This window comes from Clavibacter sp. VKM Ac-2872 (assembly GCF_015351105.1).
Classification (GTDB): Bacteria; Actinomycetota; Actinomycetes; order Actinomycetales; family Microbacteriaceae; genus Clavibacter.
This window is the reverse complement of the sequence record NZ_JADKRR010000001.1, coordinates 2140564-2167218: the sequence shown is the minus strand read 5'-3', so window position 1 is coordinate 2167218 and position 26655 is coordinate 2140564. Positions and strand designations below refer to the sequence as shown.

General features: G+C 72.1%; 22 protein-coding genes, 1 tRNA gene and 1 rRNA gene. 20 read left to right on the top strand and 4 right to left on the bottom strand.

Annotated elements, in window-relative coordinates; translation table 11 throughout:
- Window positions 1-92: 92 nt before the first annotated feature.
- From rrf to der, 17 genes are all read left to right on the top strand, one after another.
- Window positions 93-209 (top strand): 5S ribosomal RNA (gene rrf / locus ITJ40_RS10205).
- A 1160-nt stretch (window positions 210-1369) separates the two neighbouring features.
- Window positions 1370-2329: a tetratricopeptide repeat protein gene (locus ITJ40_RS10200; protein WP_370532026.1), complete on the top strand. Its 960-nt coding sequence runs from the start codon at window positions 1370-1372 to the stop codon at window positions 2327-2329.
- Window positions 2319-3359, top strand: coding sequence for an HAD-IIA family hydrolase (locus ITJ40_RS10195; RefSeq protein ID WP_194666885.1), 1041 nt, complete (start codon window positions 2319-2321; stop codon window positions 3357-3359). Before ITJ40_RS10200 ends, ITJ40_RS10195 begins: the two co-directional genes overlap by 11 nt.
- A 9-nt stretch (window positions 3360-3368) precedes the next feature.
- Complete coding sequence (locus ITJ40_RS10190) at window positions 3369-3578, top strand: hypothetical protein (RefSeq protein WP_194666884.1); 210 nt, start codon at window positions 3369-3371, stop codon at window positions 3576-3578.
- The gene (locus ITJ40_RS10185; RefSeq protein WP_370532025.1) at window positions 3571-4455 is read left to right on the top strand and encodes a TlyA family RNA methyltransferase; all 885 of its coding nucleotides are present in this window, start codon (window positions 3571-3573) and stop codon (window positions 4453-4455) included. The genes ITJ40_RS10190 and ITJ40_RS10185 overlap by 8 nt, the downstream gene beginning before the upstream one ends.
- 5 nt (window positions 4456-4460) lie before the next feature.
- Entirely contained in the window at window positions 4461-5378 is a 918-nt protein-coding gene (locus ITJ40_RS10180; protein WP_370532024.1) for an NAD kinase, read from the top strand.
- The gene (gene recN / locus ITJ40_RS10175; protein ID WP_194666882.1) at window positions 5371-7086 is read left to right on the top strand and encodes a DNA repair protein RecN; all 1716 of its coding nucleotides are present in this window, start codon (window positions 5371-5373) and stop codon (window positions 7084-7086) included. Before ITJ40_RS10180 ends, recN begins: the two co-directional genes overlap by 8 nt.
- 127 nt (window positions 7087-7213) lie before the next feature.
- Window positions 7214-8908, top strand: coding sequence for a CTP synthase (locus ITJ40_RS10170; protein ID WP_194667000.1), 1695 nt, complete (start codon window positions 7214-7216; stop codon window positions 8906-8908).
- Window positions 8905-9600, top strand: a complete 696-nt coding sequence (locus ITJ40_RS10165; protein WP_194666881.1) for an NUDIX hydrolase — start codon at window positions 8905-8907, stop codon at window positions 9598-9600. Before ITJ40_RS10170 ends, ITJ40_RS10165 begins: the two co-directional genes overlap by 4 nt.
- A complete protein-coding gene (locus ITJ40_RS10160) occupies window positions 9597-10583 on the top strand; it encodes a site-specific tyrosine recombinase XerD (RefSeq protein WP_194666880.1) in 987 nt (328 codons plus the stop codon). Before ITJ40_RS10165 ends, ITJ40_RS10160 begins: the two co-directional genes overlap by 4 nt.
- Window positions 10584-10690: 107 nt before the next feature.
- Window positions 10691-11539, top strand: a complete 849-nt coding sequence (locus ITJ40_RS10155; RefSeq protein ID WP_228512324.1) for a ParA family protein — start codon at window positions 10691-10693, stop codon at window positions 11537-11539.
- Window positions 11523-12392 (top strand): ScpA family protein, encoded by an 870-nt coding sequence (locus tag ITJ40_RS10150; RefSeq protein WP_194666878.1) that lies wholly within the window; start codon window positions 11523-11525, stop codon window positions 12390-12392. Before ITJ40_RS10155 ends, ITJ40_RS10150 begins: the two co-directional genes overlap by 17 nt.
- Complete coding sequence (gene scpB, locus ITJ40_RS10145) at window positions 12382-12993, top strand: SMC-Scp complex subunit ScpB (RefSeq protein WP_194666877.1); 612 nt, start codon at window positions 12382-12384, stop codon at window positions 12991-12993. Before ITJ40_RS10150 ends, scpB begins: the two co-directional genes overlap by 11 nt.
- On the top strand, window positions 12977-13837 hold the full coding sequence (locus ITJ40_RS10140) for a pseudouridine synthase (protein WP_194666876.1): 861 nt from the start codon (window positions 12977-12979) through the stop codon (window positions 13835-13837). The genes scpB and ITJ40_RS10140 overlap by 17 nt, the downstream gene beginning before the upstream one ends.
- Window positions 13834-14952: a prephenate dehydrogenase gene (locus ITJ40_RS10135; protein ID WP_194666875.1), complete on the top strand. Its 1119-nt coding sequence runs from the start codon at window positions 13834-13836 to the stop codon at window positions 14950-14952. Before ITJ40_RS10140 ends, ITJ40_RS10135 begins: the two co-directional genes overlap by 4 nt.
- The gene (gene cmk / locus ITJ40_RS10130; protein WP_228511913.1) at window positions 14949-15692 is read left to right on the top strand and encodes a (d)CMP kinase; all 744 of its coding nucleotides are present in this window, start codon (window positions 14949-14951) and stop codon (window positions 15690-15692) included. The genes ITJ40_RS10135 and cmk overlap by 4 nt, the downstream gene beginning before the upstream one ends.
- Window positions 15693-15732: 40 nt before the next feature.
- Window positions 15733-17241: a ribosome biogenesis GTPase Der gene (gene der / locus ITJ40_RS10125; RefSeq protein ID WP_194666874.1), complete on the top strand. Its 1509-nt coding sequence runs from the start codon at window positions 15733-15735 to the stop codon at window positions 17239-17241.
- Window positions 17242-17333: 92 nt separating this feature from the next.
- Here the strand turns inward: der and ITJ40_RS10120 are convergent, their stop codons facing one another.
- On the bottom strand, window positions 17334-18659 hold the full coding sequence (locus ITJ40_RS10120) for an acyl-CoA dehydrogenase family protein (protein ID WP_228511911.1): 1326 nt from the start codon (window positions 18657-18659) through the stop codon (window positions 17334-17336).
- A 288-nt stretch (window positions 18660-18947) separates the two neighbouring features.
- Here ITJ40_RS10120 and ITJ40_RS10115 point away from each other — a divergent pair, with 288 nt between their 5' ends.
- Both ITJ40_RS10115 and ITJ40_RS10110 read left to right on the top strand, forming a co-directional pair.
- Window positions 18948-19487 carry a hypothetical protein gene (locus ITJ40_RS10115; protein WP_194666873.1) on the top strand — a complete coding sequence of 180 codons (540 nt, stop codon included), beginning with the start codon at window positions 18948-18950 and terminating at the stop codon, window positions 19485-19487.
- A 73-nt stretch (window positions 19488-19560) separates the two neighbouring features.
- Window positions 19561-19634 (top strand) — tRNA-Pro (locus tag ITJ40_RS10110).
- A gap of 318 nt (window positions 19635-19952) precedes the next feature.
- Here ITJ40_RS10110 and ITJ40_RS10105 read toward each other — a convergent pair.
- Both ITJ40_RS10105 and ITJ40_RS10100 read right to left on the bottom strand, forming a co-directional pair.
- Window positions 19953-20471: a PIN domain-containing protein gene (locus ITJ40_RS10105; protein WP_228512322.1), complete on the bottom strand. Its 519-nt coding sequence runs from the start codon at window positions 20469-20471 to the stop codon at window positions 19953-19955.
- 2 nt (window positions 20472-20473) lie between these two features.
- The gene (locus tag ITJ40_RS10100) at window positions 20474-21652 is read right to left on the bottom strand and encodes a hypothetical protein (protein ID WP_194666871.1); all 1179 of its coding nucleotides are present in this window, start codon (window positions 21650-21652) and stop codon (window positions 20474-20476) included.
- Window positions 21653-22099: 447 nt separating this feature from the next.
- Between ITJ40_RS10100 and ITJ40_RS10095 the strand changes: the two genes are divergently transcribed.
- Entirely contained in the window at window positions 22100-23383 is a 1284-nt protein-coding gene (locus ITJ40_RS10095; protein ID WP_194666870.1) for a PASTA domain-containing protein, read from the top strand.
- Between the two features lie 64 nt (window positions 23384-23447).
- On the opposite strand, the gene ITJ40_RS10090 is transcribed toward ITJ40_RS10095, so the two are convergent.
- Window positions 23448-26606, bottom strand: a complete 3159-nt coding sequence (locus tag ITJ40_RS10090; protein ID WP_194666869.1) for a type 2 lanthipeptide synthetase LanM family protein — start codon at window positions 26604-26606, stop codon at window positions 23448-23450.
- Window positions 26607-26655 lie beyond the last annotated feature (49 nt).

The window sequence follows — 26655 nt, the reverse complement described above, 5'->3', positions numbered from 1 at the left end:
TCCCGATATACGGTCGGGTGCTAATTGAACAACCAGCTTGACTGGTCGATTCATCACAGATTTCATGCCCTGTAGGGGTGTGTATGAGGTGTTTCGGCGGCCATAGCGAGAGGGAAACGCCCGGTCACATTCCGAACCCGGAAGCTAAGACTCTCAGCGCCGATGGTACTGCAGGGGGGACCCTGTGGGAGAGTAGGACACCGCCGGACTTAACTTGAGAATGATCAGGGAGGCCCGTCGCACATCGTGCGGCGGGCCTTCCTGCGTTAAGGGCGAGGCCCCGCGCCGACCGTCTCGTCTGCTCGGCAGCCACGGCCTCGAACTGCATGGCCTCGAACCGCTCTTGTATCCCAGATGCCATGGTCCTCGTGGGTGGACGCCCGTGAGCGGAGGTGCATCTCGTGGATGCCGCGGACACGGGGAGCGTCCGGGCTCGGCGGACTCGTGCGAGCGCGTCGTGCGCGGGCCGGGCAGGTGCGATCGCGGGCGTCGGGACGATCCGCGTCCGCGCGAGCGCTGTGCCAGCGGTTAGCCTGGTACCTGACTTCCGCAGCACCGACAACACCACAGACATCATCTGGCCGCCATGGCCGACAGGAGCACAGTGAGCGACTCATCCGATCGAGACAGCCGGCCCGAGGGCCAGGACCGCGGATCGTCGCACTCCCCGCGTGGACGCGATGGAGGGAAGCCGCCGTACGAGCGCGGATCCTCGGGTGCTCCGCGTGGGCCGCGCGATGGTGGCCGTGCCACGGGACCTCGCGGCGCGGGAGGCGAGCGACCTGCGCGCGACGCGGACCGCAAGCCCTGGTCGAAGGACGGGGGCGGAGCGGCGCGTCCGCCGCGTGAGGGGGAGCGCAAGCCCTGGTCGCGCGATGCGGGCACCAGCGCGGGACGCCCGGCACGGGACGGGGAGCGCAAGCCGTGGTCGAAGGACGGCGGTGCGAGTGATGCCCGTCCCGCTCGAGGCGGGGAGCGCAAGCCGTGGTCGAAGGACGGCGGTGCGGGTGCGTCCCGTCCGGGGCGCGACGGGGAGCGCAAGCCCTGGTCGAAGGACGGGGGCGGAGCGGCTCGTCCGCCGCGTGAGGGGGAGCGCAAGCCCTGGACGCGCGATGGCGCTGCGGGTGCCGGACGTCCGGCACGTGAGGGGGAGCGCAAGCCGTGGTCCAAGGACGGCGGTCGCGATGCCGGCCGAGGCGGCGCTCGGCCTCCGCGCGACGGCGACAAGCTCTGGACGCGTGACGGGCGGCCCGCGCGGAACGACCGAGACGCTCCGCGCTACGAGGAGGCCCTGACGGAGGAGCAGCTGCGGGCACGCGAGCTGCGCTCGGTCCGGCCCCGTCACGAGGACCCCGAGATCCCCGAGGATGTGAAGCCGGGCGACCTCGACCGCGTGGCCCGCAACGAGCTGAAGACGCTGAGCAAGGACAACGCCGAGGGCGTCGCCCAGCACCTCGTGATGGCGGCCCGGCTGATCGAGGAGGACCCCGAGCTCGCGCACCGGCACGCCACGTCGGCGGCACGCCGCGCGGGACGCATCGCGGTGGTGCGGGAGTCCCTCGCCATCACGGCCTATGCCGTGGGTGACTACGCGCTCGCGCTGCGCGAGCTGCGGACCTACCGGCGCATCTCCGGCAAGGACGACCAGCTCGCCCTCATGGTCGACAGCGAGCGCGGTCAGGGACGCCCCGACAAGGCGCTGGAGCTGGGACGTTCCGTGCCGAAGGAGACGCTGCCCGCCGCGGAGCAGGTCGCGCTCGCCATCGCCATGTCCGGCGCCCGTCTCGACCTGGGCCAGACCGAGGCGGCCCTCGACGAGCTGTCGATCGCGCAGCTGAACCGGGACGTCGCGTACTCGTACAGCGCCGACCTCTTCCACGCGTACGCGGAGGTGCTCGAGGAGCTCGGCCGTTCGGAGGAGGCGGATGCCTGGCGTCAGCGTGCCGACGCGGCCGAGGCGGCGTTCGCGGATCCCGACGAGGGCTGGGACGACACGGTCGAGGTCGTCGAGGAGGAGCTCGCGGTCGAGGACCGTGAGGAGGTCGAGGACCTCGAGGAGGACGACTCCGCCGACGGACACCGCTCCGGCGCGGTGAGCGATGACGACGACGAGGATGACGCGGAGGGGGAGGGGGCCGTCGACGCCGCGTCGCCGGGCTCCGACGATCCCGACGCGGACGGTCCGCCGAACCCGCCGAGCGCGGACGGGGACAGCGCGGACATCGCGATCGACGTCGACGACGAGCTCCAGTCCGACGGACCTGGTGCTGCGGACGATGCGTCCGTCGACGCGCCCGAAGCCGGGGAGGCGGATCGCGATGTTCGCTAGGGCGGCGAAGGGGAGCGCCCCGCTGGACGGCGTCGACGTCATCCTCGCGGATCTCGACGGCGTCGTGTACGCGGGTCCCGACAGCATCCCGCACGCGGTCGACGCCCTGAACCGGGCGTCGGGCGACGGGATCCGGCTGGGCTACATCACCAACAACGCCTCACGCACCGATGCGTCGGTGGCGGAGCACCTCAGCTCGCTCGGGCTCACGGTGGCGCCCGAGGACGTCGTCACGTCGCCGCAGGCCGCGCTGCGCCTGCTCGCGGACCGCGTGCCCGCGGGATCCACCGTGCTCGTCGTCGGCGGCGAGGGCCTCGTGCACGAGCTCGAGAAGGCCGGCTACGTCGTCACGCGCTCCACGGAGGACGGCCCGGCGGCGGTCGTGCAGGGCTTCGCGCCGGAGGTGGGCTGGACCCATCTCGCCGAGGCCGCGTTCGCGCTGGCCGACCCGGACGTCGTGTGGGTCGCGACCAACACGGACTGGACCATCCCCGTCGCGCGCGGCATCGCGCCCGGCAACGGCACGCTCGTCTCGGCCGTGCACACGGCGGTGGGGCGGCTGCCCGTCGTCGCGGGCAAGCCGGAGACGCCGATCTTCGACGTGGCACGCGAGCGCTTCGGCGCGCAGCGGCCCGTGTTCCTCGGCGACCGGTTGGACACCGACATCCTCGGGGCGACGCGCGCGGGCATGGCGTCCGTGCACGTGCTCACCGGGATCGACCGGGCCAAGCAGCTCCTCGCCGCCGAGGAGGACCAGCGGCCGACGTTCATCCTCGAGCACCTCGGGCAGCTGCACGAGCCGTACCCGGAGACGCGGTTCTCGCAAGAGGGTCGCGTGGCCACCGTCGGCAGGTCGTCCGTGCGCATCGCGGGCGACCGCGTGGAGGTCGTCAAGGACGGCGGATCCACGATCGACACGCTGCGCGCCGCGTGCGCCGTGATCTGGAACTCGGGTCGGCCGATCTACGGGCTGGACGTGCAGGAGTCCCTCTACGTCGCGGCCGGCGCCGTCGACGCGGGCCGGGCGTAGCGTGACCGCGTGAGCGACGATGCGGACGAGACCGCTCGAGCGGCATCCGCGTCGGAGGCGCCGCCCGAGGAGGACCGCGACGTGGCCGAGGAGCTCGTCTCCCGGCTGCAGCTCATCGAGGAGCAGCCGCTCGGCGACCGTGCGGCCGCCTTCGCGCTGCTGCACGACGAGCTGCGCGCGCGGCTCGAGGGCGGCGACGGGGCCGCGGCGCGTGGCTGATCGCGGCGACGGGTCCGCGCGCGCGTCCGGGGAGGCGTCCGACGGCGCGCCCGAGCCGGCGCTCGGCGGGGACCTGCGGCTCGACGCCGCCCTGCCCGCCCTCGGCCTCGCGCGCTCGCGCACGCACGCCGCGCGTCTCATCGCCGACGGCCTCGTCACGGTCGACGGGCGCGGGGTCGTCAAGGCGTCCTTCCGGGTGATGCCCGGGTCCGTCGTCCAGGTCGACGGCACCGACGCGTACGTGAGCCGCGGCGCCCACAAGCTCATCGGCGCGCTGGACGCGTTCCCCGGGGTCGAGGTCGCGGGGCGCCTGGCGCTCGACGTCGGCGCGTCCACCGGCGGGTTCACGCAGGTGCTGCTGGAGCGGGGTGCGCGTCGCGTCGTCGCCCTCGACGTGGGACACGGGCAGCTGGATCCGCTCATCCGCGAGGATCCGCGCGTCGACGTCGTCGAGGGGTTCAACGTGCGCGACCTGACGCCGGAGTCCCTCGCCGGCGTGACGCCCGATGGGCTCGCGGGGGAGCGGCCCGCTCTCGTGGTCGGCGACCTCTCCTTCATCTCGCTGGGGCTCGTGCTGCCCGCGATCGCGCGCACCGCCGCGGACGGCGCGGACGTCGTGCTGCTGATCAAGCCGCAGTTCGAGGTGGGGCGCACGGGGATCCGCGAGGGCATCGTGCACGACCCCGGCCTCCGCGACGACGCCGTCATGCGCGTGCTGTGGGCCGCGTGGGACCTCGGGCTCGGCACGGCCGGCCTCGTCTCCTCCCCGATCGTCGGCGGCGCCGGGAACCACGAGTACCTCGCCTGGTTCAGCGGTCGCGCGGGGAGCAATCCGACACAATGGAGATCGACGTCGAACGAGATCACAGGAGCGTGAGCGAAGTGGCTGGACCCGCGAGGCACATCCTGGTCGTGTCCCACACGGGACGGCGCGACTCCATCGACGCGGCGCTCAGCGTGTGCGCGCAGCTGGCCGAGGCCGACGTGCACCTGGTGCTCACGGCCGACGAGAAGGCCGACATCCTGCCCTTCGCGCCCGACATGCACGGCGTCGCCGTGCTCGGGGAGGACGTGCAGACGGCGGACCTCGAGATCGTCATCGTCTTGGGCGGCGACGGCACGATCCTCCGCTCGGCCGAGATCGTGCGCGGCACATCGGTGCCGCTCCTCGGCGTGAACCTCGGCCACGTGGGCTTCCTGGCCGAGAGCGAGCGGGAGGACCTCACGGCCACCGTCCGCCGCGTGCTCGACCGCGACTACACCGTCGAGGAGCGCATGACGCTCGACGTCACGCTCAAGGTCGGCGCCGACATCGTCTACCGCACCTGGGCGCTCAACGAGGCGACCGTCGAGAAGGCCAGCCGGGAGCGCATGCTCGAGGTCGTCGTCGAGATCGACGGCCGGCCGCTCGCGTCGTACGGCTGCGACGGCATGGTCGTCTCGACGCCCACGGGATCCACCGCGTACGCGTTCTCCGCGGGCGGCCCCATCGTGTGGCCGAGCCTCGCGGCCATGCTCGTGGTGCCCCTCAGCCCGCACACGCTCTTCGCGCGCTCGCTCGTCGTGGGGCCGGAGTCCACGGTCGCCGTCGAGGTGCTCAGCCGCACCTCGGGATCCGGCGTGCTCTGGTGCGACGGACGCCGCACGCGCGACATGCCGCCGGGCGCGCGCGTCGAGGCCCGACGCTCCGCCATCCCCGTGCGCCTCGCGCGCCTCAAGCAGTCGCCGTTCACCGACCGCCTCGTGAACAAGTTCGAGCTGCCGGTCACCGGCTGGAGGGGGCCGGTCGACCGTGATTGAGGAGATCACCATCCGCGACCTCGGGGTGATCGGCCAGGCCACGCTGCCGCTCGGGCCCGGGTTCACGGCCGTCACCGGCGAGACCGGCGCGGGCAAGACCATGGTCGTCACCGCCCTCGGGCTGCTGCTCGGCGCGCGCGCCGACTCGGGCGCCGTGCGGCAGGGCAGCGAGCGCGCGGTCGTGGAGGGACGCTGGATCATCGCCGCCGACGGCCCCGTGCCCGAGCGCGTCCGCGACGCGGGGGGAGACGTCGACCCCTTCGGCGACGGCACGCGGGGTGAGCTCATCGTCACCCGCCAGCTCTCCTCGGAGGGTCGCAGCCGCGCGTCGGTCGGCGGTCGGGGCGCGCCGGCCGCGCTGCTCACCGAGATCGGCGAGCAGCTCGTGGTGGTGCACGGCCAGTCCGACCAGATGCGGCTGCGGTCGTCCACCGCGCAGCGGCAGGCGCTCGACCGGTTCGCCGGATCCGCGCTCGCGCCCGTGCTCGGCGAGTACCAGGAGGTGTTCCGTCGCTGGCAGGCCGCGCGCGCGGAGCTCGACCGCCTGGTCACGGAGCAGGACGCCCGCACGCGCGAGGCCGAGGAGCTGCGCGCGGCGATCGACGCGATCGAGGCCGTGGCGCCGCAGCCCGGCGAGGACGAGGAGCTGCGCGAGCGCATCGACCGCCTCACCAACCTGGAGGACCTGCGGGCCGCCGCGTCCGCCGCCCACGAGCTCATGTCGTCCGAGGACGCGTCGGGCGAGATGGCCGACGCCGCCTCCGTGCTCGACACCGCGCACCGCCGGCTCGACCGGGTCGCCGCGCACGATCCCGGGCTCGCCGAGATCATCGAGTCGCTCGACAGCGCGCGGATCCTCGTGTCGGAGATCGCCGTGCAGCTGTCGGGGTACCTCGCGGGGCTCGATGCCGATGGCGCCCGCGAGCTCGAGACGCTGCAGGACCGCCGCGCCGAGCTGGCGGCCCTCACGCGCGCGCACGGCCCCACGGTGGAGGACGCGCTCGCGTTCCTCGACACCGGCAGCGCGCGCCTGCTCGAGCTCGACGGCGACACCGACCGGATCGACCTGCTGCGCGTCGAGGTGGAGCGCGACGAGCAGCTCGTCGGCGAGCTGGGCGCCCGCGTCACCGCGGTGCGCGAGGAGGCCGGCGCGCGGCTCGCCGCGGCCGTGACGACCGAGCTCGGCGCCCTGGCCATGGCCGATGCATCCCTCGAGGTCCGGGTGTCGCCGCGCGAGGAGCCCGCGCTGTCGGGTGCCGACCGGGTCGAGATCCTGCTGCGACCGCACGCGGGCGCCGAGGCGCGCCCGCTCGGGCGCGGTGCGTCCGGCGGCGAGCTGTCGCGCGTGATGCTCGCCATCGAGGTCGTGGTGGCGGGCGACGACCCCGTGCCCACCTTCGTGTTCGACGAGGTCGACGCGGGCGTCGGCGGTGCGGCCGCGATCGAGATCGGGCGGCGGCTGGCGCGGCTGGCCGAGCGCGCGCAGGTCATCGTGGTCACGCACCTGGCGCAGGTCGCCGCGTTCTCGACCAACCACCTGCGCGTGGTGAAGGGCGGCGACGGGCAGGTCACCGCGTCGAGCGTCACGCAGCTCGAGGGCGACGCGCGGATCCAGGAGATGGCGCGCCTGCTCTCCGGCCTGCCGGACAGCGAGAGCGGCCTGGCGCACGCGCGCGAGCTCGTGGAGACGGCGGCGTCCCTGCGCTGAGCCGCGCGACCGCGACCGCGACCGACGCGGCGCGCCGTGGCTGTCGCGGCGTCCCGTTTCCCGCGTAGGATGGAAGCCCGTGGCGGACATCAATTCAGCGGACACGGACCCGAGCTCGACGGACAGCATCACCAGCACGACAGGCGCGGCGAAGACGACCAGGCACATCTTCGTGACCGGCGGCGTCGTCTCCTCGCTCGGCAAGGGCCTCACGGCGGCCAGCCTCGGCAACCTCCTCACGGCGCGCGGCGTGCGCGTCGTCATGCAGAAGCTCGATCCCTACCTCAACGTGGATCCGGGCACCATGAACCCGTTCCAGCACGGCGAGGTCTTCGTGACCGACGACGGCGCCGAGACCGACCTCGACATCGGGCACTACGAGCGCTTCCTCGACATCGAGCTCGACCAGGCGGCCAACGTGACCACCGGCCAGATCTACTCCGAGGTCATCGCCAAGGAGCGCCGCGGCGAGTACCTCGGCGACACGGTGCAGGTCATCCCGCACATCACCGACGAGATCAAGCGCCGCATGCGCCTGCAGTCCTCGGACGAGCCGCAGCCCGACGTGATCATCACCGAGATCGGCGGCACGGTCGGCGACATCGAGAGCCAGCCGTTCATCGAGGCCGCGCGCCAGGTGCGCCACGAGCTCGGTCGCAACAACGTCTTCTTCGTGCACGTCTCGCTCGTGCCGTACATGGGCGCGTCGGGCGAGCAGAAGACCAAGCCCACGCAGCACTCGGTGGCGGCGCTGCGCTCCATCGGGATCCAGCCGGACGCGCTCGTGCTCCGCAGCGACCGGCCGGTGTCCGACTCGAACAAGAAGAAGATCGCGCTCATGTGCGACGTGGACGAGCAGGCCGTCGTGAACGCGGTGGACGTGCCGAGCATCTACGACATCCCCGAGATGCTGCACGGGCAGGGCCTGGACAGCTACATCATCGACCACCTGGGGCTCCCGGCCGCGGACGCCGTCGACTGGTCCGGCTGGAGCGACCTGCTCGACGCCGTGCACGACCCGAAGCACGAGGTCACCGTCGGCCTCGTCGGCAAGTACATCGACCTGCCGGACGCGTACCTCTCGGTCACCGAGGCGCTGCGGGCCGGCGGGTTCGCCCACTCCGCGCGCGTGAAGCTGCGCTGGGTCGCGAGCGACGAGTGCGAGACGCCCGAGGGCGCCGCGAAGAAGCTGGGCGACCTCGACGCGCTGTGCGTGCCGGGAGGATTCGGGATCCGCGGCATCGAGGGCAAGCTCGGCGCGCTCAAGTTCGCCCGCGACAACAAGATCCCGGTGCTGGGTCTCTGCCTCGGCCTGCAGTGCATGGTCATCGAGTACGCGCGCAACGAGGCCGGCCTCGACGGCGCGTCCTCCAGCGAGTTCGACCCCGAGAGCGAGTTCCCGGTCATCGCGACCATGGCCGAGCAGGTCGACATCATCGCGGGCGGCGACCTGGGCGGCACCATGCGCCTGGGCCTCTACGAGGCGGCGCTCGCGCCCGGCTCGCTCGCGGCCGAGCTGTACGGCGCGCCCGTCTCGCACGAGCGCCACCGCCACCGCTACGAGGTCAACAACCAGTACCGCGAGCGGATCCAGGACGCCGGCCTCGTGTTCTCGGGCACCTCGCCCGACGGCACGCTCGTCGAGTACGTGGAGCTGCCGCGCGAGGTGCACCCGTTCTACATCGGCACGCAGGCGCACCCGGAGCTCCGGTCGCGCCCGAACCGCGCGCACCCGCTGTTCGCCGGCCTGATCCGCGCCGCGCTCGACCGCCAGGCGGCGAGCACGCTGTTCGTCGAGGACGACGCCGAGGCGGTCGCGTGACCGACGCCGTCGCGGGAGCGCCTGCCGACGGCCTGCACGACGACGCCGTCTCGTACGACGTCACGTCGAGCGAGCGGGTGTTCCAGGGGAAGATCTGGGACATCCGCCGCGAGACGTTCCGCTACGGCGACGGCGAGATCACGCGGGAGTTCGTGGATCACACGGGCGCCGTCGCGGTGCTCGCGATCGACGACCGGGACCGCGTGCTCCTCATCAAGCAGTACCGGCACCCCGTGCGCATGCGCGAGTGGGAGATCCCGGCGGGGCTCCTCGACATCACGGGCGAGCCGCCGCTCACGGCCGTGCAGCGCGAGCTCGCGGAGGAGGCCGACCTGGTCGCCGCCGAGTGGAGCGTGCTGGCGGAGTACTACACGACGCCCGGCGGCAGCGACGAGGCGATCCGCGTCTACCTCGCGCGCGGTCTGACCCCCACCGCGGAGGCGTTCGCGCGCACCGACGAGGAGGCCGACATCGAGGTGCGCTGGGTGGACCTCGACGAGGTCGTCACGGCGGTGCTCGAGCGGCGGATCCAGAACCCGTCGACCGTGATCGCGGTGCTGCAGGCACACGTCGCCCGCTCGCGCGGCTGGACGACGCTCGGACCCGCCGACGCGCCGTGGCCGCGCCACCCGAAGCTGCGCGACGGCGACGGCGACGGACACGGCGATCGCGGGGGCGCGTCCGCCTCGTGACCGACCCGGCCGACGGACCCGGGGGAGCGGCGCCCGACGCCGCCCCCGAGATCCCGGTCGCGCTGCGGCGCGCCGTGGACCGCTGGTTGCGGCACGTCGAGGTGGAGCGCGGCCTGTCCCGCAACACCATCCAGGCCTACCGCCGCGACCTCGCGCGCTACGCGGCGCACCTCCAGTCCGAGGGCGTCACGGATCCGGCCGGCGCCACCTCCGCGCACATCGCCGGCTTCGCCCACCTCCTCCGCGACCCGGCGCGCGGCGGCCTCACGGCGTCGTCGCTCGCCCGCATGCTGTCGAGCGTGCGGAGCTTCCACCGCTTCCTGGTGGAGGAGGGCATCGTCGACGTCGACGTGTCCGCCGAGCAGACGCCGCCCAAGCTGCCGAGCCGCCTGCCGAAGGCCGTCTCGATCGAGACGATGGGCCGGATCCTCGACGCCACCGACGGCGACGAGCCGCTCCGCGTGCGCGACAAGGCCCTGCTCGAGCTGCTGTACGCGACGGGGGCGCGCGTGAGCGAGATCACGGCGCTCACGGTCGACGACGTGCTCGGCCCCGACGGCGCCGCGGCGGAGCTCGTGCGCGTGCTCGGCAAGGGCGGCAAGCAGCGCATCGTGCCCGTCGGGTCGTTCGCGCGTCGCGCCGTCGACGCGTACCTCGTGCGCGTCCGCCCGGTCCTCGCCGCGCGCGGCACCGCGACGCCCGCGCTCTTCCTGGGGCTCCGCGGCCACGCGCTGTCCCGGCAGAACGCGTGGCTCGTGATCAAGGCGGCCGCCGAGCGCGCCGGGGTGACGGAGGAGATCTCCCCGCACACGTTCCGGCACTCGTTCGCGACGCACCTCATCGCGGGCGGCGCGGACGTGCGCGTGGTACAGGAGCTGCTCGGCCACTCCTCGGTGGCGACCACGCAGATCTACACGCGCGTGACCGTCGACACCCTGCGCGACGTCTACACGACCGCGCACCCGCGTGCCCGCCGGGCGTGAGCGACCCTCCCCGGTAGACTCGCAGGATCCGGCGGACACCCGCGTCGGACGAGCGGCAGAGAGAGATCCACGTGACGCGCAAGCCAGATGTGACCGAGCTCCCGGGAATGGACGTCCCCGTGCTCGGGCCCACCGGTCGCGACCTGCGCGAGTTCGCGGAGCCGGAGCCGCTCCAGGGCCACGGCCCCGCCAAGATCATCTCCCTGTGCAACCAGAAGGGCGGCGTCGGCAAGACGACCACCGCCATCAACCTCGGCGCCTCGCTCGCGAGCTACGGCCGCCGCGTGCTGGCCGTCGACTTCGACCCGCAGGGCGCGCTGTCCGCGGGCCTCGGCGTGCAGACGCACGACGCGATCACCATCTACGACCTGCTGCTCGGCACCGTGAAGGACCCGCGCGAGGCGATCCAGACCACGGGCTTCGAGGGCCTCGACGTCATCCCGGCGAACATCGACCTGTCGGCCGCGGAGGTGCACCTCGTGAACGAGGTCGCGCGCGAGCAGATCCTCGCGAGCGTGCTGCGCAAGGTGAGCGCCGACTACGACGTGATCCTCATCGACTGCCAGCCGTCCCTCGGCCTCCTCACCGTCAACGCGCTCACCGCGAGCCACGGAGTGCTGATCCCGCTCGAGTGCGAGTTCTTCGCCCTCCGCGGCGTCGCGCTCCTCGTGGAGACGATCGAGAAGGTCAAGGACCGGCTGAACCCGGGGCTCGCGCTCGACGGGATCCTCGCGACCATGTACGACTCCCGCACGCTGCACTCCCGCGAGGTGCTGCAGCGCGTGGTCGAGGCGTTCGACGACAGCGTGCTCGAGACCGTGATCGGCCGGACGGTGAAGTTCCCGGATGCGTCGGTGGCGGGCAAGCCCATCATCCAGTTCGCGCCCGAGCACCCGGCGGCGCTCGCGTACCGCAAGGTGGCGCGGGAGCTCATCGCGCGTGGCGCCGTCGCGTAGGGGCGCACCCCTGGCCGAGCGGGAGCTCGCCGCCGACGCGGACGCCGCGGGAGTCGTCCGGGCGGATCCGGAGCGCGCGTTCCGCGTCAGCATCGGCAACTTCGAGGGTCCGTTCGACCTGCTGCTGTCGCTCATCGGCAGCCACGAGATGGACATCACCGAGGTGAGCCTCAGCCTCGTGACGAACGAGTTCATCGCGCACATCCGCGGCCTCGACGGGCCGGAGGACCTCGACGAGGCCAGCTCGTTCCTCGTGGTCGCCGCGACGCTGCTCGACCTCAAGCTCGTGGGGCTCCTGCCGCAGGGCGAGCTCGTGGACGCCGAGGACGTGGCGCTCCTCGAGGCGCGCGACCTGCTGTTCGCGCGGCTGCTGCAGTACCGCGCGTTCAAGCAGGCGGCGAGCTGGTTCCAGGAGCGGCTGGCCGCCGAGTCCGGCCGCGTGTTCCGCGACGTGCCGCTCGAGGAGCGGTTCCGCGCGCAGGTGCCCGAGCTCGTCTGGACCACGTCGCCCGCCGACCTCGCGGCCATCGCGCTCCTCGCGCTCGCGCCGCGCGAGATCCCGACCGTGGGGCTCGACCACCTGCACGCGCCGCTCGTGAGCATCCGCGAGCAGGCGGCCGTCGTCGTCGCCCGGCTGCGGGGCGGGGTGCCGGTCACGTTCCGAGAGCTCGTGGCGGACGCGGGGGTCACGGGCGTCGTCATCGCGCGATTCCTCGCGGTGCTCGAGCTGTACCGGGTCGCCGCGATCGAGTTCGAGCAGCCGGAGGCGCTCGGCGAGCTCACGCTCACGTGGACCGCCGAGAGCTGGACCGACGACGCGCTCGCGAGCCTGGGGGCCGGATATGACAGCTGAGACCGTGGATCCCGCGGGCGGCACCGCCGCAGAGCCCGCCGACACCCCCCTCGACCTCGACCGCGCGCTCGAGGCGCTGCTCATGGTCGCCGACGAGCCGCAGAGCGTGACGACCCTCGCGACGGCGACCTCGACGCCCGTGAAGGAGGTGCGCCGCGCGATACAGCGGCTCGTCGACGACTTCGACGGGAGGACAGGGGGAGTGCGGCGCGGCTTCGAGCTCCGCGAGGTGGGCGGCGGATGGCGCGTGTACGTGCGGCCCGAGTACGACACCGTGATCCGCGACCACGTGCTCACGCAGAACCCCACGCGCCTCTCGCAGGCGGCCCTCGAGACGCTCGCGGTGATCGCCTACAAGCAGCCGATCAGCCGCAGCCAGGTCGCGGCGATCCGCGCCGTGAACGTCGACTCGGTGGTGCGGACGCTGCTCGCGCGGGGCCTCGTGACGGAGGCCTTCACCGACGGCGAGACCGGCGCGATCCATTACGGTACGACAGACCACCTGCTCACGCAGCTCGGCATCAACTCGCTCGACGAGCTCCCCCCGATCTCCCCGTTGCTCCCCGACGGGGCGGAAGGCTTCCATGACCCCCTCCTCTGACGACCGCCCTGCCTGGAACCCCGACGAGCCGGTCGCCGGCGTCCGCCTGCAGAAGGTGATGGCCGCCGCCGGCGTCGCCAGCCGCCGCGTCTGCGAGGACATGATCGCCGCGGGCCGCGTCACCGTGAACGGCGAGGTCGTCACCGAGCCCGGCCGCCGCATCGACCCCGACGTCGACGAGGTCGCGGTCGACGACCAGGCCGTGCAGCTGGACACCTCCAAGCGCTACCTCATGCTCAACAAGCCCGTCGGCATCTACTCCTCGCTGCGCGACGAGCGCGGCCGGCCCGACCTCCGCGAGTTCACGGAGGAGTTCGAGGAGCGCCTGTTCAACGTCGGCCGCCTCGACGCGGAGACGAGCGGGCTGCTGATCCTCACCAACGACGGCGACCTCGCGCACGTGCTCGCGCACCCGTCGTTCGGCGTGCTGAAGACGTACATCGCGAAGGTCACCGGACGCGTCACCCCGCAGACGATCCAGCGCCTCACGCAGGGCGTGGACCTCGAGGACGGGCCGATCCAGGCGGATCGGGCGCGCATCCTCTCGGGCGGCGGCGACCAGACGCTCGTGGAGATCACGCTGCACTCGGGCCGCAACCGCATCGTGCGCCGCATGCTCGACGAGGTCGGCCACCCGGTCGAGGAGCTCGTGCGCCGCCAGTTCGGGCCGCTGCACCTCGGATCCCTCGGGGTGGGCCGCGTGCGCGACCTCACCTCCGACGAGCTCGGCCAGCTCCTCACCATCTCGCGCGAGGCCCGCGCGCAGGCCGGACCCGCGACCCCGCAGGGTGCGAGCGCGGACGCCGAGGCGCAGGGGGACGCGGACCGCGAGGACGGCGAGTGAGCGAGGCCGCGGGCGCGGCCGCCGCGACCGACACGCGCGTGCAGGGGACCGTCCGCATCGTCGGCACGGGGCTCCTCGGCACGAGCATCGGCCTCGGGCTCTCCGCGCGCGGCGTGGACGTGGTGCTCGCGGACGCGTCGCCGACCACGCTGCGGCTCGCGGCGGACATGGGCGCGGGGCGCATCGCCGACATCGCCGTCGTGCCCGACCGGCCGTCGCTCGTCGTCGTCTGCGTGCCGCCGGACGTGACCGCGCGCGTGGTCGCGGCCGAGCTCGCCGCGCATCCGGACGCCCTCGTCACCGACGTCGCGAGCGTGAAGGCCGCGCCGCTCGCGGAGCTGCGGGCGATGGGCGCCGACCTCTCGCGCTACCTCGGCTCCCACCCGCTCGCCGGGCGCGAGCGCGGCGGCCCCGTCTCCGCGACGGGCGACCTCTTCCTCGGCCGCCCCTGGGTCATCGCGGGCCACGACGGCATCACGTACGCAGCCGGCGCGCCCGTCGAGCAGCTGATCCTCGACCTCGGCGCCGTGCCGATCGAGATGACGGCGGAGGAGCACGACGCCTCGGTGGCGCTCGTCTCGCACGTGCCGCAGGTCGTCGCGAGCCTGCTGGCGTCGCGGCTGGCCGACGGCGACGCGGCAGCGCTCGGCCTCTCCGGCCAGGGGCTCCGCGACACCACGCGCATCGCGTCGAGCGACGCCGCGCTGTGGGTGCAGATCCTCGGCGCCAACGCCGCCCGCGTCGTGCCGATCCTCCAGGCGCTCCGCACCGACCTCGACGACGTCATCGACGCGCTGGACGACGTCGACGCGCAGGGGGCGCGGCTGCGCGTAGCCGAGCGGATCCACGCGGGCAACGCGGGCGTCGCGCGCATCCCCGGCAAGCACGGCCAGGACCGGCGCTTCGCCGCCATCACCGTGATGATCGACGACCGGCCCGGCCAGCTGGCCGCGCTGATCAGCGACGTCGGCGCCGCCGACGTCAGCATCGAGGACCTGCGCCTCGAGCACTCGCAGGGCGCGCAGGTGGGTCTCGTGGAGATCGCCGTGCTGCCCGAGGCCCGCGACCGCCTGGTCGCGCGGCTCGAAGAACGTGACTGGAGGATCGCCGGATGACCGGAGACGCTGTGAACGCCCCCGACCCGACCGCACCCGACCCGCTGGAGGACGTCCTCCTGGTGGACGCCACGCTGAACCGCACGGTCGTCGCCGTCGACGGCCCCGCCGGCAGCGGCAAGTCGAGCGTGAGCCGCGCCGCCGCGCGCGCCCTCGGCTTCGACTACCAGGACACGGGCGCCGCGTACCGCGCGCTCAGCTGGTTCGCGCTGGAGAGCGGCGTCGACACCGAGGATCCCGCCACCGTCACGAGCCTCATCGAGGGGTTCGACTACGACATCGCGATCGACCCCGACCAGACGCGCGTGAGCGTCCGCGGCACCGACGTCACCGAGGCGATCCGCGAGCCCCGCGTCTCCGCCGTCGTGAGCCACGTGGCGCGCGTGCCCGAGGTGCGGCACTACATGGTGGAGCTGTTCCGCTCGCTCATGGCGTCGAGCGACAAGCCCGGCATCGTGGTCGAGGGCCGCGACATCACCACCGTCGTGGCGCCGGACGCCCAGGTGCGCATTCTGCTGACGGCCTCCCCGGAAGCTAGGATGAGCAGGCGTTCCGCGGAGACGTCGACCCAGTCGGCAGCCGCGGTCGGCGAATCACTCGCCTCCCGGGATCGGGCCGACTCGCAGGTCGTCGATTTCATGAACGCCGCAGATGGTGTGACCACCATCGACTCCACGGACATCGACTTCGACCAGACCGTCCAGGCGGTGGTCGATCTCGTTCACGCACGAACAGATTGAGGCGCGGCCCGGCGACGGGCCGACACGCCAGAGGAACAACATGGCTGATCACGACGACGACTTCCCCGAGCTCGACAGCGGGCTCCACGAGCGCCTGTCGAGCATCGACGAGGAGCTGGCCGCACAGCGCGCGCAGACGCTCCGCGCCGGGCTCGAGGACTACGAGCTGGACGACGAGGACCTCGAGGTCCTCGAGTCGGCCACGGACGACCCCGACCAGGTCACGTACCTGCCGGCGCTGCCCGTGCTCGCGGTCGTCGGCCGCCCGAACGTCGGCAAGTCGGCGCTCATCAACCGCATCCTCGGCCGCCGCGAGGCCGTGGTCGAGGACACCCCCGGCGTCACGCGCGACCGGGTCTCCTACAAGGCCGAGTACGCGGGCCGCTGGTTCACGCTGGTCGACACCGGCGGCTGGGAGCCCGACGCGAAGGGCATCAACGCGTCCGTGGCCATGCAGGCCGAGATCGCGATGGACCTCGCCGACGCCGTGCTCTTCGTCGTCGACGCCAACGTGGGCGCCACGAGCACGGACGAGCACGTCGTCCGCCTGCTCCGCAAGACCAAGAAGACGGTGATCCTCGCGGCCAACAAGGTCGACGACGCGCGCCAGGAGCCGAACGCCGCCTCGCTGTGGTCGCTCGGCCTCGGCGAGCCGCACCCCGTCTCCGCGCTGCACGGCCGCGGCGTGGCCGACCTGCTCGACCTCGTGCTGAAGACCCTGCCGCTCGTCTCCAAGGTCGCCAAGGAGGAGGTCGGCGGACCCCGCCGCGTCGCCATCCTCGGCCGCCCGAACGTCGGCAAGTCGAGCCTGCTCAACAAGGCCGCGGGCGAGGAGCGCGTGGTCGTCAACGAGCTCGCCGGCACCACGCGTGATCCCGTCGACGAGCAGGTCGAGATCGCCGGCAAGGTGTGGCGCTTCGTCGACACCGCCGGCATCCGCCGCCGCATGCACCTCGCCCAGGGCGCCGACTTCTACGCGTCGCTCCGCACGAGCGCCGCGCTGGAGAAGGCGGAGGTCGCGGTCGTCATGATCGACGTCTCCGAGGTCATCAGCGAGCAGGACATCCGCATCATCGAGCTGGTGCTCGAGTCGGGCCGCGCGCTCGTGCTCGCGTTCAACAAGTGGGACCTCCTCGACGACGAGCGCCGCCGCTACCTCGAGCGCGAGATCGAGACGGACCTCGCGCACGTGTCGTGGGCGCCGCGCGTCAACATCTCGGCCCGCACCGGCCGCCACATGGAGAAGCTCGTGCCGGCGCTCGAGACGGCGCTGGAGTCGTGGGACACCCGCATCGCGACGGGCAAGTTCAACGCGTTCCTCGCCGAGCTCACGGCCGCCCACCCGCACCCCGTGCGCGGCGGCAAGCAGCCGCGCATCCTGTTCGGCACGCAGGCCTCGAGCCGGCCGCCGACATTCGTGCTCTTCACGACCGGGTACCTCGACCCGCAGTACCGCCGCTACATCCAGCGTCGCCTGCGCGAGATCTACGGCTTCGAGGGCAGCCCGATCATCGTCAACATGCGCGTGCGGGAGAAGCGGAAGCGCTAGTCGGCTTCCGCGGGCCTCGGCTCGCAGCACGACGGACGGCGTCGATCCCTCTTGGGGGTCGGCGCCGTCCGTCGTCGGGGGCTGGATGCGGATCACGTGTACCAGGTCGGCTCCGGGATCTCGCCGAGCAGCACGTGCCGGCCCACCTCGCGGCGCTTGTAGGGGATCGGGTCGTGCAGCGTGTGCGTGCGGAGGTTCCGCCAGAAGATGTCGAGCCCGGCCTTCGAGGAGGAGGCGCGCGCACCCGTGAGCTCGAGGATCCGCGTGCCGACCTCCAGCCCGTCCTCCGCGATGCGCGCCTTGGCCGCCGCGACGCGCACGGCGATCTCGCCGCGCTTCCGCTCCGTGAGCTTCTCGCGCGGCGCGTGCAGCACGGCGCTGATCTCGGCGCCCACCCGATCCAGCAGCGCCTCCGAGGCCCACAGCTTCGACTGCAGCTGCCCGTAGCCCTCGAGGACGTACCACTCGTCGGTCGCGCGCTCCTTGTCGTCGCCGCCGTACGGCCAGGCTCGGGTGGTGCTGCGCGTGTACGCGGCGGCCGTCTCGAGCGCGCCCTCCGCGATGCCCTGGTAGAAGTTCGCGAACACCAGCTGGATCGCGGGCACGTTGAGCGTGCCGTAGACGAGCGGCTGGAAGACCTTGTCGACGAACCCGGCCGCATCGGTCCACGGCACCCGCACGTCGCGGATCTCCACCGAGCCGGACTCCGTGAGCCGCTGCCCGAGGCTGTCCCAGTCGTGGCCGAACACGATGCCCGGCTGGTCCGTCGGCACGATCGCGAACACGTGCGTGTCGGTGCCCTCGATCACGCCCTCCAGCACCGTGAGGTCGGAGACGACGCCGCCCGTCGAGAACGACTTGCGGCCGGAGAAGATCAGGTCGTCGCCGTCCTCGCGGATGACGAGGTCGGAGTCGCGCGGGTTCACGGCGCCGCCGAAGAGCAGGTTCCCGGTCGTGGCGAGCTTCTCGACCGCCTCGATCTGCGCATCGGTGCCGACGAGCCGCGCGGCCCACGCCCAGAGGTAGTGGTAGCCGAGGAGCTGGCCGATGGATCCGTCGCCGCGGGCGACCGCGCGGATCACCTTGTACGCGGTGTCCCAGGTCTGGCCGCCGCCGCCGTGCTCCGCGGGTCCGAGCAGCGTGACGAGGCCGGCGTGCTTGAGGAGCGCCACCTCCTGGTGCGGGCTCGCTCCGGCGCGGTCGCGCTCGACCTGGTCGACGGCGAGGATGTCGGCGACCTCGCGGGCGCGGGCGATCCACGCGGCCGGCGTGGTGGGACGGGGCGCGCCCTTCCAGCGGTCGACGGGCGCGTCGCCGAGGGGAGCGGGGCGCGGGCGGTCCGTCTTCGCGGGTGCGGTGCCGCGGGCGGGCGTGGGGGAGCCGGATGCGGGTCGGGGCTCGCGGTCGATCAGGGTCATGTCCTGTACCTCTCGTGAAGGGGGCGCGACCGGTGCCGCGCCTCGCGGTGGGGCCACGGTAGGGGCGTGCTGCGCGGGCTGGCGAGGGGTGTGACGCGCGGTTGCCCCGCGTGACGACGCGGGGCGTCACGGGGTGTCATGCGGGGGATCCGCCGGCCGCGGGCGGGTGCCCGCGTCGCCTGTCCGGATCGCGCCGCTCCCCGTGTTCGCGGCTGGCTCCAGGCGTCACGCCGTACCCTGATGCGGGCGCATCCGACGCCCGCTCACGAGACACGGAGGATCGCACCGGTGGACCAGCTGCTCAGCCGCCTCGATCGGATCGCCGCCGGACGCCAGGCGGGCCACGTCATCGCGGAGGACATGCGCGACCACCCGTGGACGACGCGGGCGTTCCGCTGGATCCGGTGGATCCTCATCGCCGAGACCGCCGTCGGCGCGACCGCCGTGGCCATCGCCCTGACCCTCGCCTCCGACGGCATCGCGATCGCGCCCGCCGTGTGGTTCCGCTCCTTCGTGGTGCTCGCGATGACCATCACGCTCTACTACTTCGCCTGGCGCGCCTCGGCCGGCTACTGGTGGGCGTACTCGCGCCTGCGCCTCTTCAGCCAGATCTTCCCCATCGTGACCCTGGTGGTCGCCGCGATCCCGGGCCTGTACCCGCTCTGGATGGTCATCGAGCAGATCGTGTTCTCGCTGCTGCTGATCGGGGTAGCGGACATCCTGCGGAGCGACCACATGCGGGACGCGTTCCCGAAGCCGGGGCGGGTGGCTGCTCCCGGTGCGCCTGACCCGTCAGCTCCGGGTCGCCCGGGCGGTGCGCCGGCCTGATCCGGGGCCCCGCGCGTGCCGGAGCAGTGCTGCCGATGCGGTAGGCTCTACGAGTTGCCCAGCGATGGGACAGCGGGCTGTGGCGCAGCTTGGTAGCGCACTTGACTGGGGGTCAAGGGGTCGCAGGTTCAAATCCTGTCAGCCCGACGGACATGCCTCGGAAGGACCTGATGGGTCCGGCCGGGGCATTCGTCGTATGTACGCAGGCATCGTTGCGGTGAACTCCATGGTCGACGCACCGACCTGAATCGCGTGCTTCCCCGAGTTTCACTGCTGTCTTGACTCTGCTGAGGCGGTCTTCGGTGCTTCTTAGGCCTTGAGAGGTATCCGCGAGCTATTGCGTTCCGTCGACAAGCGTCCATAGCGTGATCTTGCACATTTCCTCACAGGAGATGCAACGAGAGCGAGGTCTGCTGCCATGCAACCTGCGGAGAGCGTGAGGCGATTTTGTCATCATAGCTAGCGTCAGTCGCGATCGAAGGTTGCCGTTGCCGTTGCCGTTGCCGTTGCCGTTGCCGTTGCCGTTGCCGTTGCCGTTGCCGTTGCCTGCGCCTCATCGATAAGTGCTGCGAAGGTGGTAACGTCGACAACGTCGAGATTAAATTCGCGAGCCTTCGCCGATACCGCTTCGTCCCCCGTGACAATGACCCACTTGGGCGCATCCAGATACTGGCTGTCGATTTCCTTCCCAGTAAGCGCACACGCCACCACGAGCGGATCTGCGCCACCAAGGTTCTTGTAGAGGTCGACGAGACTTGTATCTTCGGCGTGAATCGTATTCATTACGTCAGTCAAGTATTCAAGGACCCTCGGAGTTGTTGCGAAGTCGAAAGTAAGGAGTTGCGCGTAGTCGGGGAACCCTTCGGCCTCATGCAGTACCTCGCTTGGAATGACTGCGTTCAGGCTGAAAAAATTACTTTCGCGGCGCTCTCGCCCCATTTGGATAAGCGCGTTCGTGTCAATGACATAGCGGGTTCCGAACATGTTCACGACAGCGCCCTTCTCAGGTCATCTATCTGCGTTGGCTTGATGCGGTTTAAGCAGACAGAGCGGCAGAAGTCACTAGTTGAGATGCTGTTGCTACTCAGCGCATCGAGCATTCGCTTAGTGAGTTCATTACCATTATACTTTCTGATAGCGTTCTCCGGCAGTGGCTGATTCATGGGCTTTGACTGCTTGTTCTGGTTGTAATCGAGTCGCAAATCGTCGAGATATGCGGTGGCGGTCTCTCCTGTGATGAGGGAAAGGCGCATCGCGCGGACCGTGACCGCGCTGGCCGTGACTTTAAATTCGCTTGAAATTGCTTTCATGTCTTCTAGGGAGGTCGGCGCGAGCTCCTTCATCTGGTCGCGAGGCATAAGCATCGCCCCGGCGATGTCGTACTCTCTTCCGACTTCGGTTCCCACGCTTGCCCCATCCCAAGTCATTGGGGCGAAGATTCTGCGACCGATAAGTACTGTCATCAGTGCAAGGGTAAAAATGGTCCTACCGACTGGTTCCTGGTAGTCGTTATGTTCACCACCGGCCAGAAAAATGAACGGTACTATCTTATCGCGAATCGTCATTCCGCTGAACTCCACGTGCGTCAGGCGTTGAGGCATATAGTGTTGGACGCTCCGCGACACAAGGATCTGCTTCGCTTCCAACCGCTCGATCATTAGATCGAGCGCCTTCTCTTTCGTGCGACACTTACGCAAGTCTTGCGGGCGTAGGTCTATTGCTGCCATTAACTTGTTCGCGTCCGCATCCGGCGTGGCGCCGGGCTTGTGTAAAATTCCTACGACGCGGTTTTCAACAAGGCTCTGGTCGTGCCGCTTTAGTAACTCCTGCTTGCGCAGTAGGTCTTTAATGATAAGCTCGATGTCTCGTAATTCTACGCGGCTTCTTGACCCTAGGGAAAATGTTTTCTTACTCGTGCCGGCCAGTAGTTTTTCCGTTTTTGCGCCGACTTGTGCCTCCACTACGGGAAGAGGCGCAAAGAACAATGAATACGGTATCTCACCTTTGCGTGCCAACTTTACCAATGTGGTAAAACGTATATTTCCGCGCTCCAGTGCGTAGGAATAGTCAGCGTACGTTCCGGCGACAGAGTTATCGAGCAAGGCACGGAACACCGCCTCGTCGATCGGAACGGTAGAGCGCCCGAGTAGCACATCAATCGACATGACCGCACCGTATCGCGTTCACCCGGCGGCGCCTAGCTGACTCGGTCGCGGATGCGTCAGATACGTCGGCGCGGGAGTACTGGGCGCGCTGAACGCGGCTGCTGATTAGTGGATCCTGATGCTCAAGCAAAGTCGCGAAAGCCTCACGGACGCGATCGCCCCTCGGCGTCTCCTCACGGATCGTCCTGCGTTTTTGGGAACACGAGTCGCCGCAGGAGACGGCAGATCGGATCCTGGCGGAGGTCGACCGGGCGCGGACGAGGGCTTTGATGCGATGGATCCAGACGTGGCCCGTCGGGCCGACGGATCCCAGTAGTCCCGCCCCCCCCATTCACCCCCACACGAGGGCTTACGCCCGTGGGAGCGCGCTCATAGCCTCAGGCGTCGTCACTCGACGGCACCACCTGCCGCCTACCCCTTCGCCGCGGCACGCACCCGAGGAGCACCATGTCCGACGTCCCCTCCGCCGCTCCCGCCGGCTGGTTCCCCGACGGATCCGGCCAGCTCCGCTACTGGGACGGCGCCGTGTGGACGCAGCACGTCGCCCCGATGGTCCAGCCCGCCGCACCCCAGGCGCAGGCGCCGAGCGCCGCGGCGCTGGCCGCCGTCGCCGCCACGCAGCAGGCCGAACAGGCGAAGGCCGCTCGCGCCGCGGATGCCGCGCGGATCCAGGCCGAGCGCGCAGCCGTCGCCGAGCAGCAGCGGGCCGCGAAGGTCGCGCAGCGGGAGGCGGCGATGCAGGCCAAGGCCGCGGAGCGCGAGGCGGCCGCGCGGGCCAAGGCCGAGCGCGCGGCGGCGACCGCCGCGATCCCCGTTGCGGCAGCGGCATGGCCCGCCCCGACGGCGCAGGTCGCGCCGAAGGCGGTGGCTCCCGTCATCGCCGACACCCGGCCGAGCCGGCACCCCGCCACGACGTGGGTCGTCACGTCCGTCGTCGCGCTGGCCGTGCTGATCATCACGGCCATGGGCGGATTCGGCGGCATGTTCGTCTCCCTCGGGCTGGTCGCCCTGGCGACGGGCCTGTATCCGCTGCTCACCGGCCGCCGCAGCTGGATCCCCGCCCTCGCCACCCGCCCGCGCAGCAGCGCGACCGCGGCCGGGGCGATCCTGCTCCTCGTCATGGGCGCCGTCGTGCCCGTGGCCGCCTCGACGTCGGGTCCGCGTCAGGTGGACGCGATCAGCGCGAGCGCCTCGCCGACGCCGACCTCCACCCCGACGCCGTCGGCGACCCCGACCCCGGTGGTCCACGTCGTCGAGGACGTCAGCGCGAAGTCCGCGACGGACGCCCGCGCGCTCCTGCGCGAGGCCGGCTACGTCGTCCAGTACGTGCTCGAGTCCGGCGGGGTGCCGAGCGTCACCGACGGCATGACCGTGGTGTCGCAGAGCCCGGTCGCGGGATCGCGCGTCGACGCCGGATCCACTGTGACGCTCACGCTGCTCACGCTGCTCGCGCCCGCGCCGACCCCGACGCCCGAGCCCACGGTCGCGCCGACGGTTGCGCCCGCGCCGCAGCCCGCGGCTCCCGCTCCGGCGCCCGTCGCGCCCGCTCCCGCACCGGCTCCCGCGGCCCCGGCACCCGCGCCGGCGCAGCAGACCGGGCTCATCAAGCCCGGCGCCTTCTGCTCCAACGCCGACGTCGGCACCGTCGCCCAGGCGGCCAACGGTCGCAGCTACAAGTGCGGCGGGCACGGCCCCGACGCCAACGGGAAGAACCACTGGAACACGATGTGACCCGTCCCCGGGCGGCCCCACGACGGCCGCCCGGGCCACCCCGCGCGAACCCCGTCGACGACCGTCAGCGCGGCCCCTCCAGCAGCAGCGCGTCCGGGATCCCGGGGTCGAGCTCCCGGCACAGCGCGTAGAGCGCGCCGGCCGTGCCGAGCATGAGGCCCCGCACGCTGGTCACCCCTTCGGGCAGACCGCTGCGTGGGCCGGCGCGGAGGACGCGTCGCAGCGCGCGGTCGCGGTACTCCGCGAGCCCGGCCTCGCCGCCGATCCGCCGGGTCACCCCGCGCACCGCGATGAGGTTGCCGAGCGTCCCGTGGCACAGGGAATCGTCGGAGGGGAGCGCGTCGGACGCCGTCTCCCGGGCGCCGACGAGAGCCAGCTCGAGGAGATCCGTTCTGCGGAGCGCCGCGGCCGCGTCCGCGCGGGCCATCGCGATCCCGGCGGTGCCGTGGCACCAGTGCGCGGGGAAGGATCCGGTCGCGGATCGCGCCTCCGGTCTCGCGTCGCGCCAGCGGCGGCGGGACGGGTCGAACAGCGCGTCGTCGAAGCGCAGGGCGCGCACGGCCGCATCGGCGATCGCCTCGTCGTCCAGCACGCCGGCGGTGCGGGCGAGCGCCCAGCCGACGCCGGATGCGCCGTGCGAGAACCCGCCCAACCGCGCCCGCTCGGCCCCGGTCTCCCAGACGAGGGCGCCGCCGTCCACCTCGACCGCCGTGCTCATCAGGCGTCCGACCAGCGCTCGCAGCGTCGCGCGGCCGCCCTCGGTCGCCCCCTCGGGCAGCCCCGCGACCACAGCGCACGCCCCGGCGACGCCCGCCATCACGTCCAGGTGCGTGTCCTCGTGGGCGACCTCGCCGAGCCGTCGGACGGCCGCCGCCCGGAGGTCGCGGTGCGCGTCGTCGCCGACCCGTGCGTCGTGGTGCGCGAGCGCGAAGAGCAGCCCGGCGGCGCCGCTGTAGGCGCCCACCGGGAGGTCAATGAGGCCCCGCGTCCAGTCGTCGAGGATCGCCGTGACCGCGTGCATCGCCCGGCCGGCCAGGTCGTCGAGCCCGAGGTCGGGCAGCACGCCGTGCGCGTGGGTCGCGGCGAACGCGATCCCCGCCAGCCCGTCGTACAGGGTGGGTCCCGCGGGGCGGTACTCGAGGCCGCTGCTGTCGAGGCTGCTGCTGAGGCCGATCCACGTGGCGTCGTCCCGACCGAGGACGGCGGAGTCGAGGAGGAGGCGGGCCTGGCCGCGTGCCGCCTCCCGCAGGGCGTCGTCGTCCATGCGCGGTGCGCGGGCGGGTGACGCGGCGGCGTCCGCGGCCTGCCGTCCGGTCGCGGCGTCACGGTCGTCGTCCCCGTCGGGCGTCGCGGTCGCCGCCAGCACGGACTCGTCGATCAGCCGGAGCGACTCGGGGAGGTCGTCGAGGGTGAGCCCGGCGAGCCGGTCGAGCACGTCCTCACGCGTGGTCCGCGCGAAGCGCCCGGGCGCGACCTCCCGATCGTCGGCGATCAGCGCGCGCGCATCCATGCGCGTGGAGAACAGGGGCACGTCGAGCCGCCACAGGGCACGCTCCTCCGCCTCGATCAGCGCGGCATCGGCGGGGTGGTCCTCGATGCGCGTCCAGAGGTGGCGGAGGAGGTGGTCGCGGTCGATGCCGCTGCGGAGCGGGCGGGGTCGGCGCATCTCCGTGAGGAGCAGGGAGTAGGAGCGGGTGGCGCGCACGATGTGCCGCGACGACATGTCCGGCGCGGCCGACAGGATCGCGCGGACCTCCGCCCGGAGCTCGATGACGGCGCGGAACGTGCGCGCGTACCCGTCCGCGAGGGCGGCGCGACCGGAGCGGATGCGCGCGAGCGTCGCCCCCGGCGGCTGGTTGCGCGACCGGCCGACCGGCATCTCGCGCGCCTCGATCCGCATGCCGTCCGTGGCCGCGTCCACCACCTGGTGGACGGTCGCCGTGGTCCCCGCGTCGTGCAGGCCCCCGGTGCTGACGCTCACGTCGATGCTCGTGCCCTCCCCGGTGGTGAGCTGGACCGGGAGGATGCCGCTGCCCAGCACCGACGCGTTGAGCATCCGCGATGCCCGGCGCAGGGCCGTCCCGTCCTCGCCGTCGACCTCGCTGCGGTTCTGGATCAGCGTCTCCAGGTCGATGGGCACGGGACCGTCCGCGGAGGCGATGACGTTCTCGAGGTGGAGGTCGGATGCGCCGAGCACGTGCGCGACGGCGAGCAGCGAGCCGAGCCGGCCGAGGTGCCGGGACAGGGGGATCGCGGCGGAGGCGTCGTCGGCGTGCGCCACGAACTCGACCCAGCCGTACCCGTCGCGCGGCAGCACGGCGGCCGCGCGCAGGCGGATCTCCGCGGGGAGGGCGGGCGCGAGCGCGTCGACGAGGTCGCGGTACAGCGCGAAGACCCGGCAGTCGCGCGGCTTGTAGACGAGCCGGCGGCCGTCCGAGAAGCGCAGCGTGGCGACGGACTGCCCGCCGTCATGGGGGTCGCCCGAGCCCAGGTCCACGGCCTCCAGGGCGTCGAGCCGCTCGGGCGCGAGGCCGACCCGGACGAGGTCCCCGTGGTCGACGTGCAGGCGGTCGAGGACGCGCGCGACATGCGCGCGCCAGCTGCCGATCGCCGTGACGAGGTCGCGCGCGAGGACCGGGTGGCGGGAGAGGAACGCGGCGCGATGCGCGGGGTCGGCGAGCCGCGCCTCGAGTCGGGCGTAGCGGTCCGGCCCGGGATCCGCGGCCAGCTCCGCGATGAGGACCCGGAGGGCGAGGGTCGCGAGGCGCTCCGCGAGGCCGTCGAGGAGATCCGCGCGTGCGGTGGGCGAGAGCCACGGGCGGCCGTCCAGGTGGGCGCGCTGCGCTCCGACCACGGGGCCGAGAAGGGCGGCGAAGGGGAGCCCGGCCACGCGGGTGTCCTCGACGACGAGGTGGCCGTTCGCCGGCGCGTAGGCCTCCGCGGAGACCGGCGGCTGCACGAGCCACGGATCCACCCGGGCGAGCCAGTCCGCGCTCGCGGCCCGCGGGGTCCACGCGTCGCCCGCCAGGAGCGCCACGAGGTCGTCGCCGTCCAGCAGCTGCCCGGCGAGGTAGGCGGCGTGCGTCCCGTCGTCGACGAGGGCGTCGACGCGCCAGGCACGCGTGAGCTCGGGGACGGGGCGGGCATCGGCCCGCGTCGCCGCGCGCCGTTCGCGCAGCCGGGCCGCCTGCAGGAGCGACAGCTCCACCGCGGTGATCGTCACGTCGGCTCCCTCATCCCGGGACGGCGGGCAGGGCCCGACGCGCAGCGGA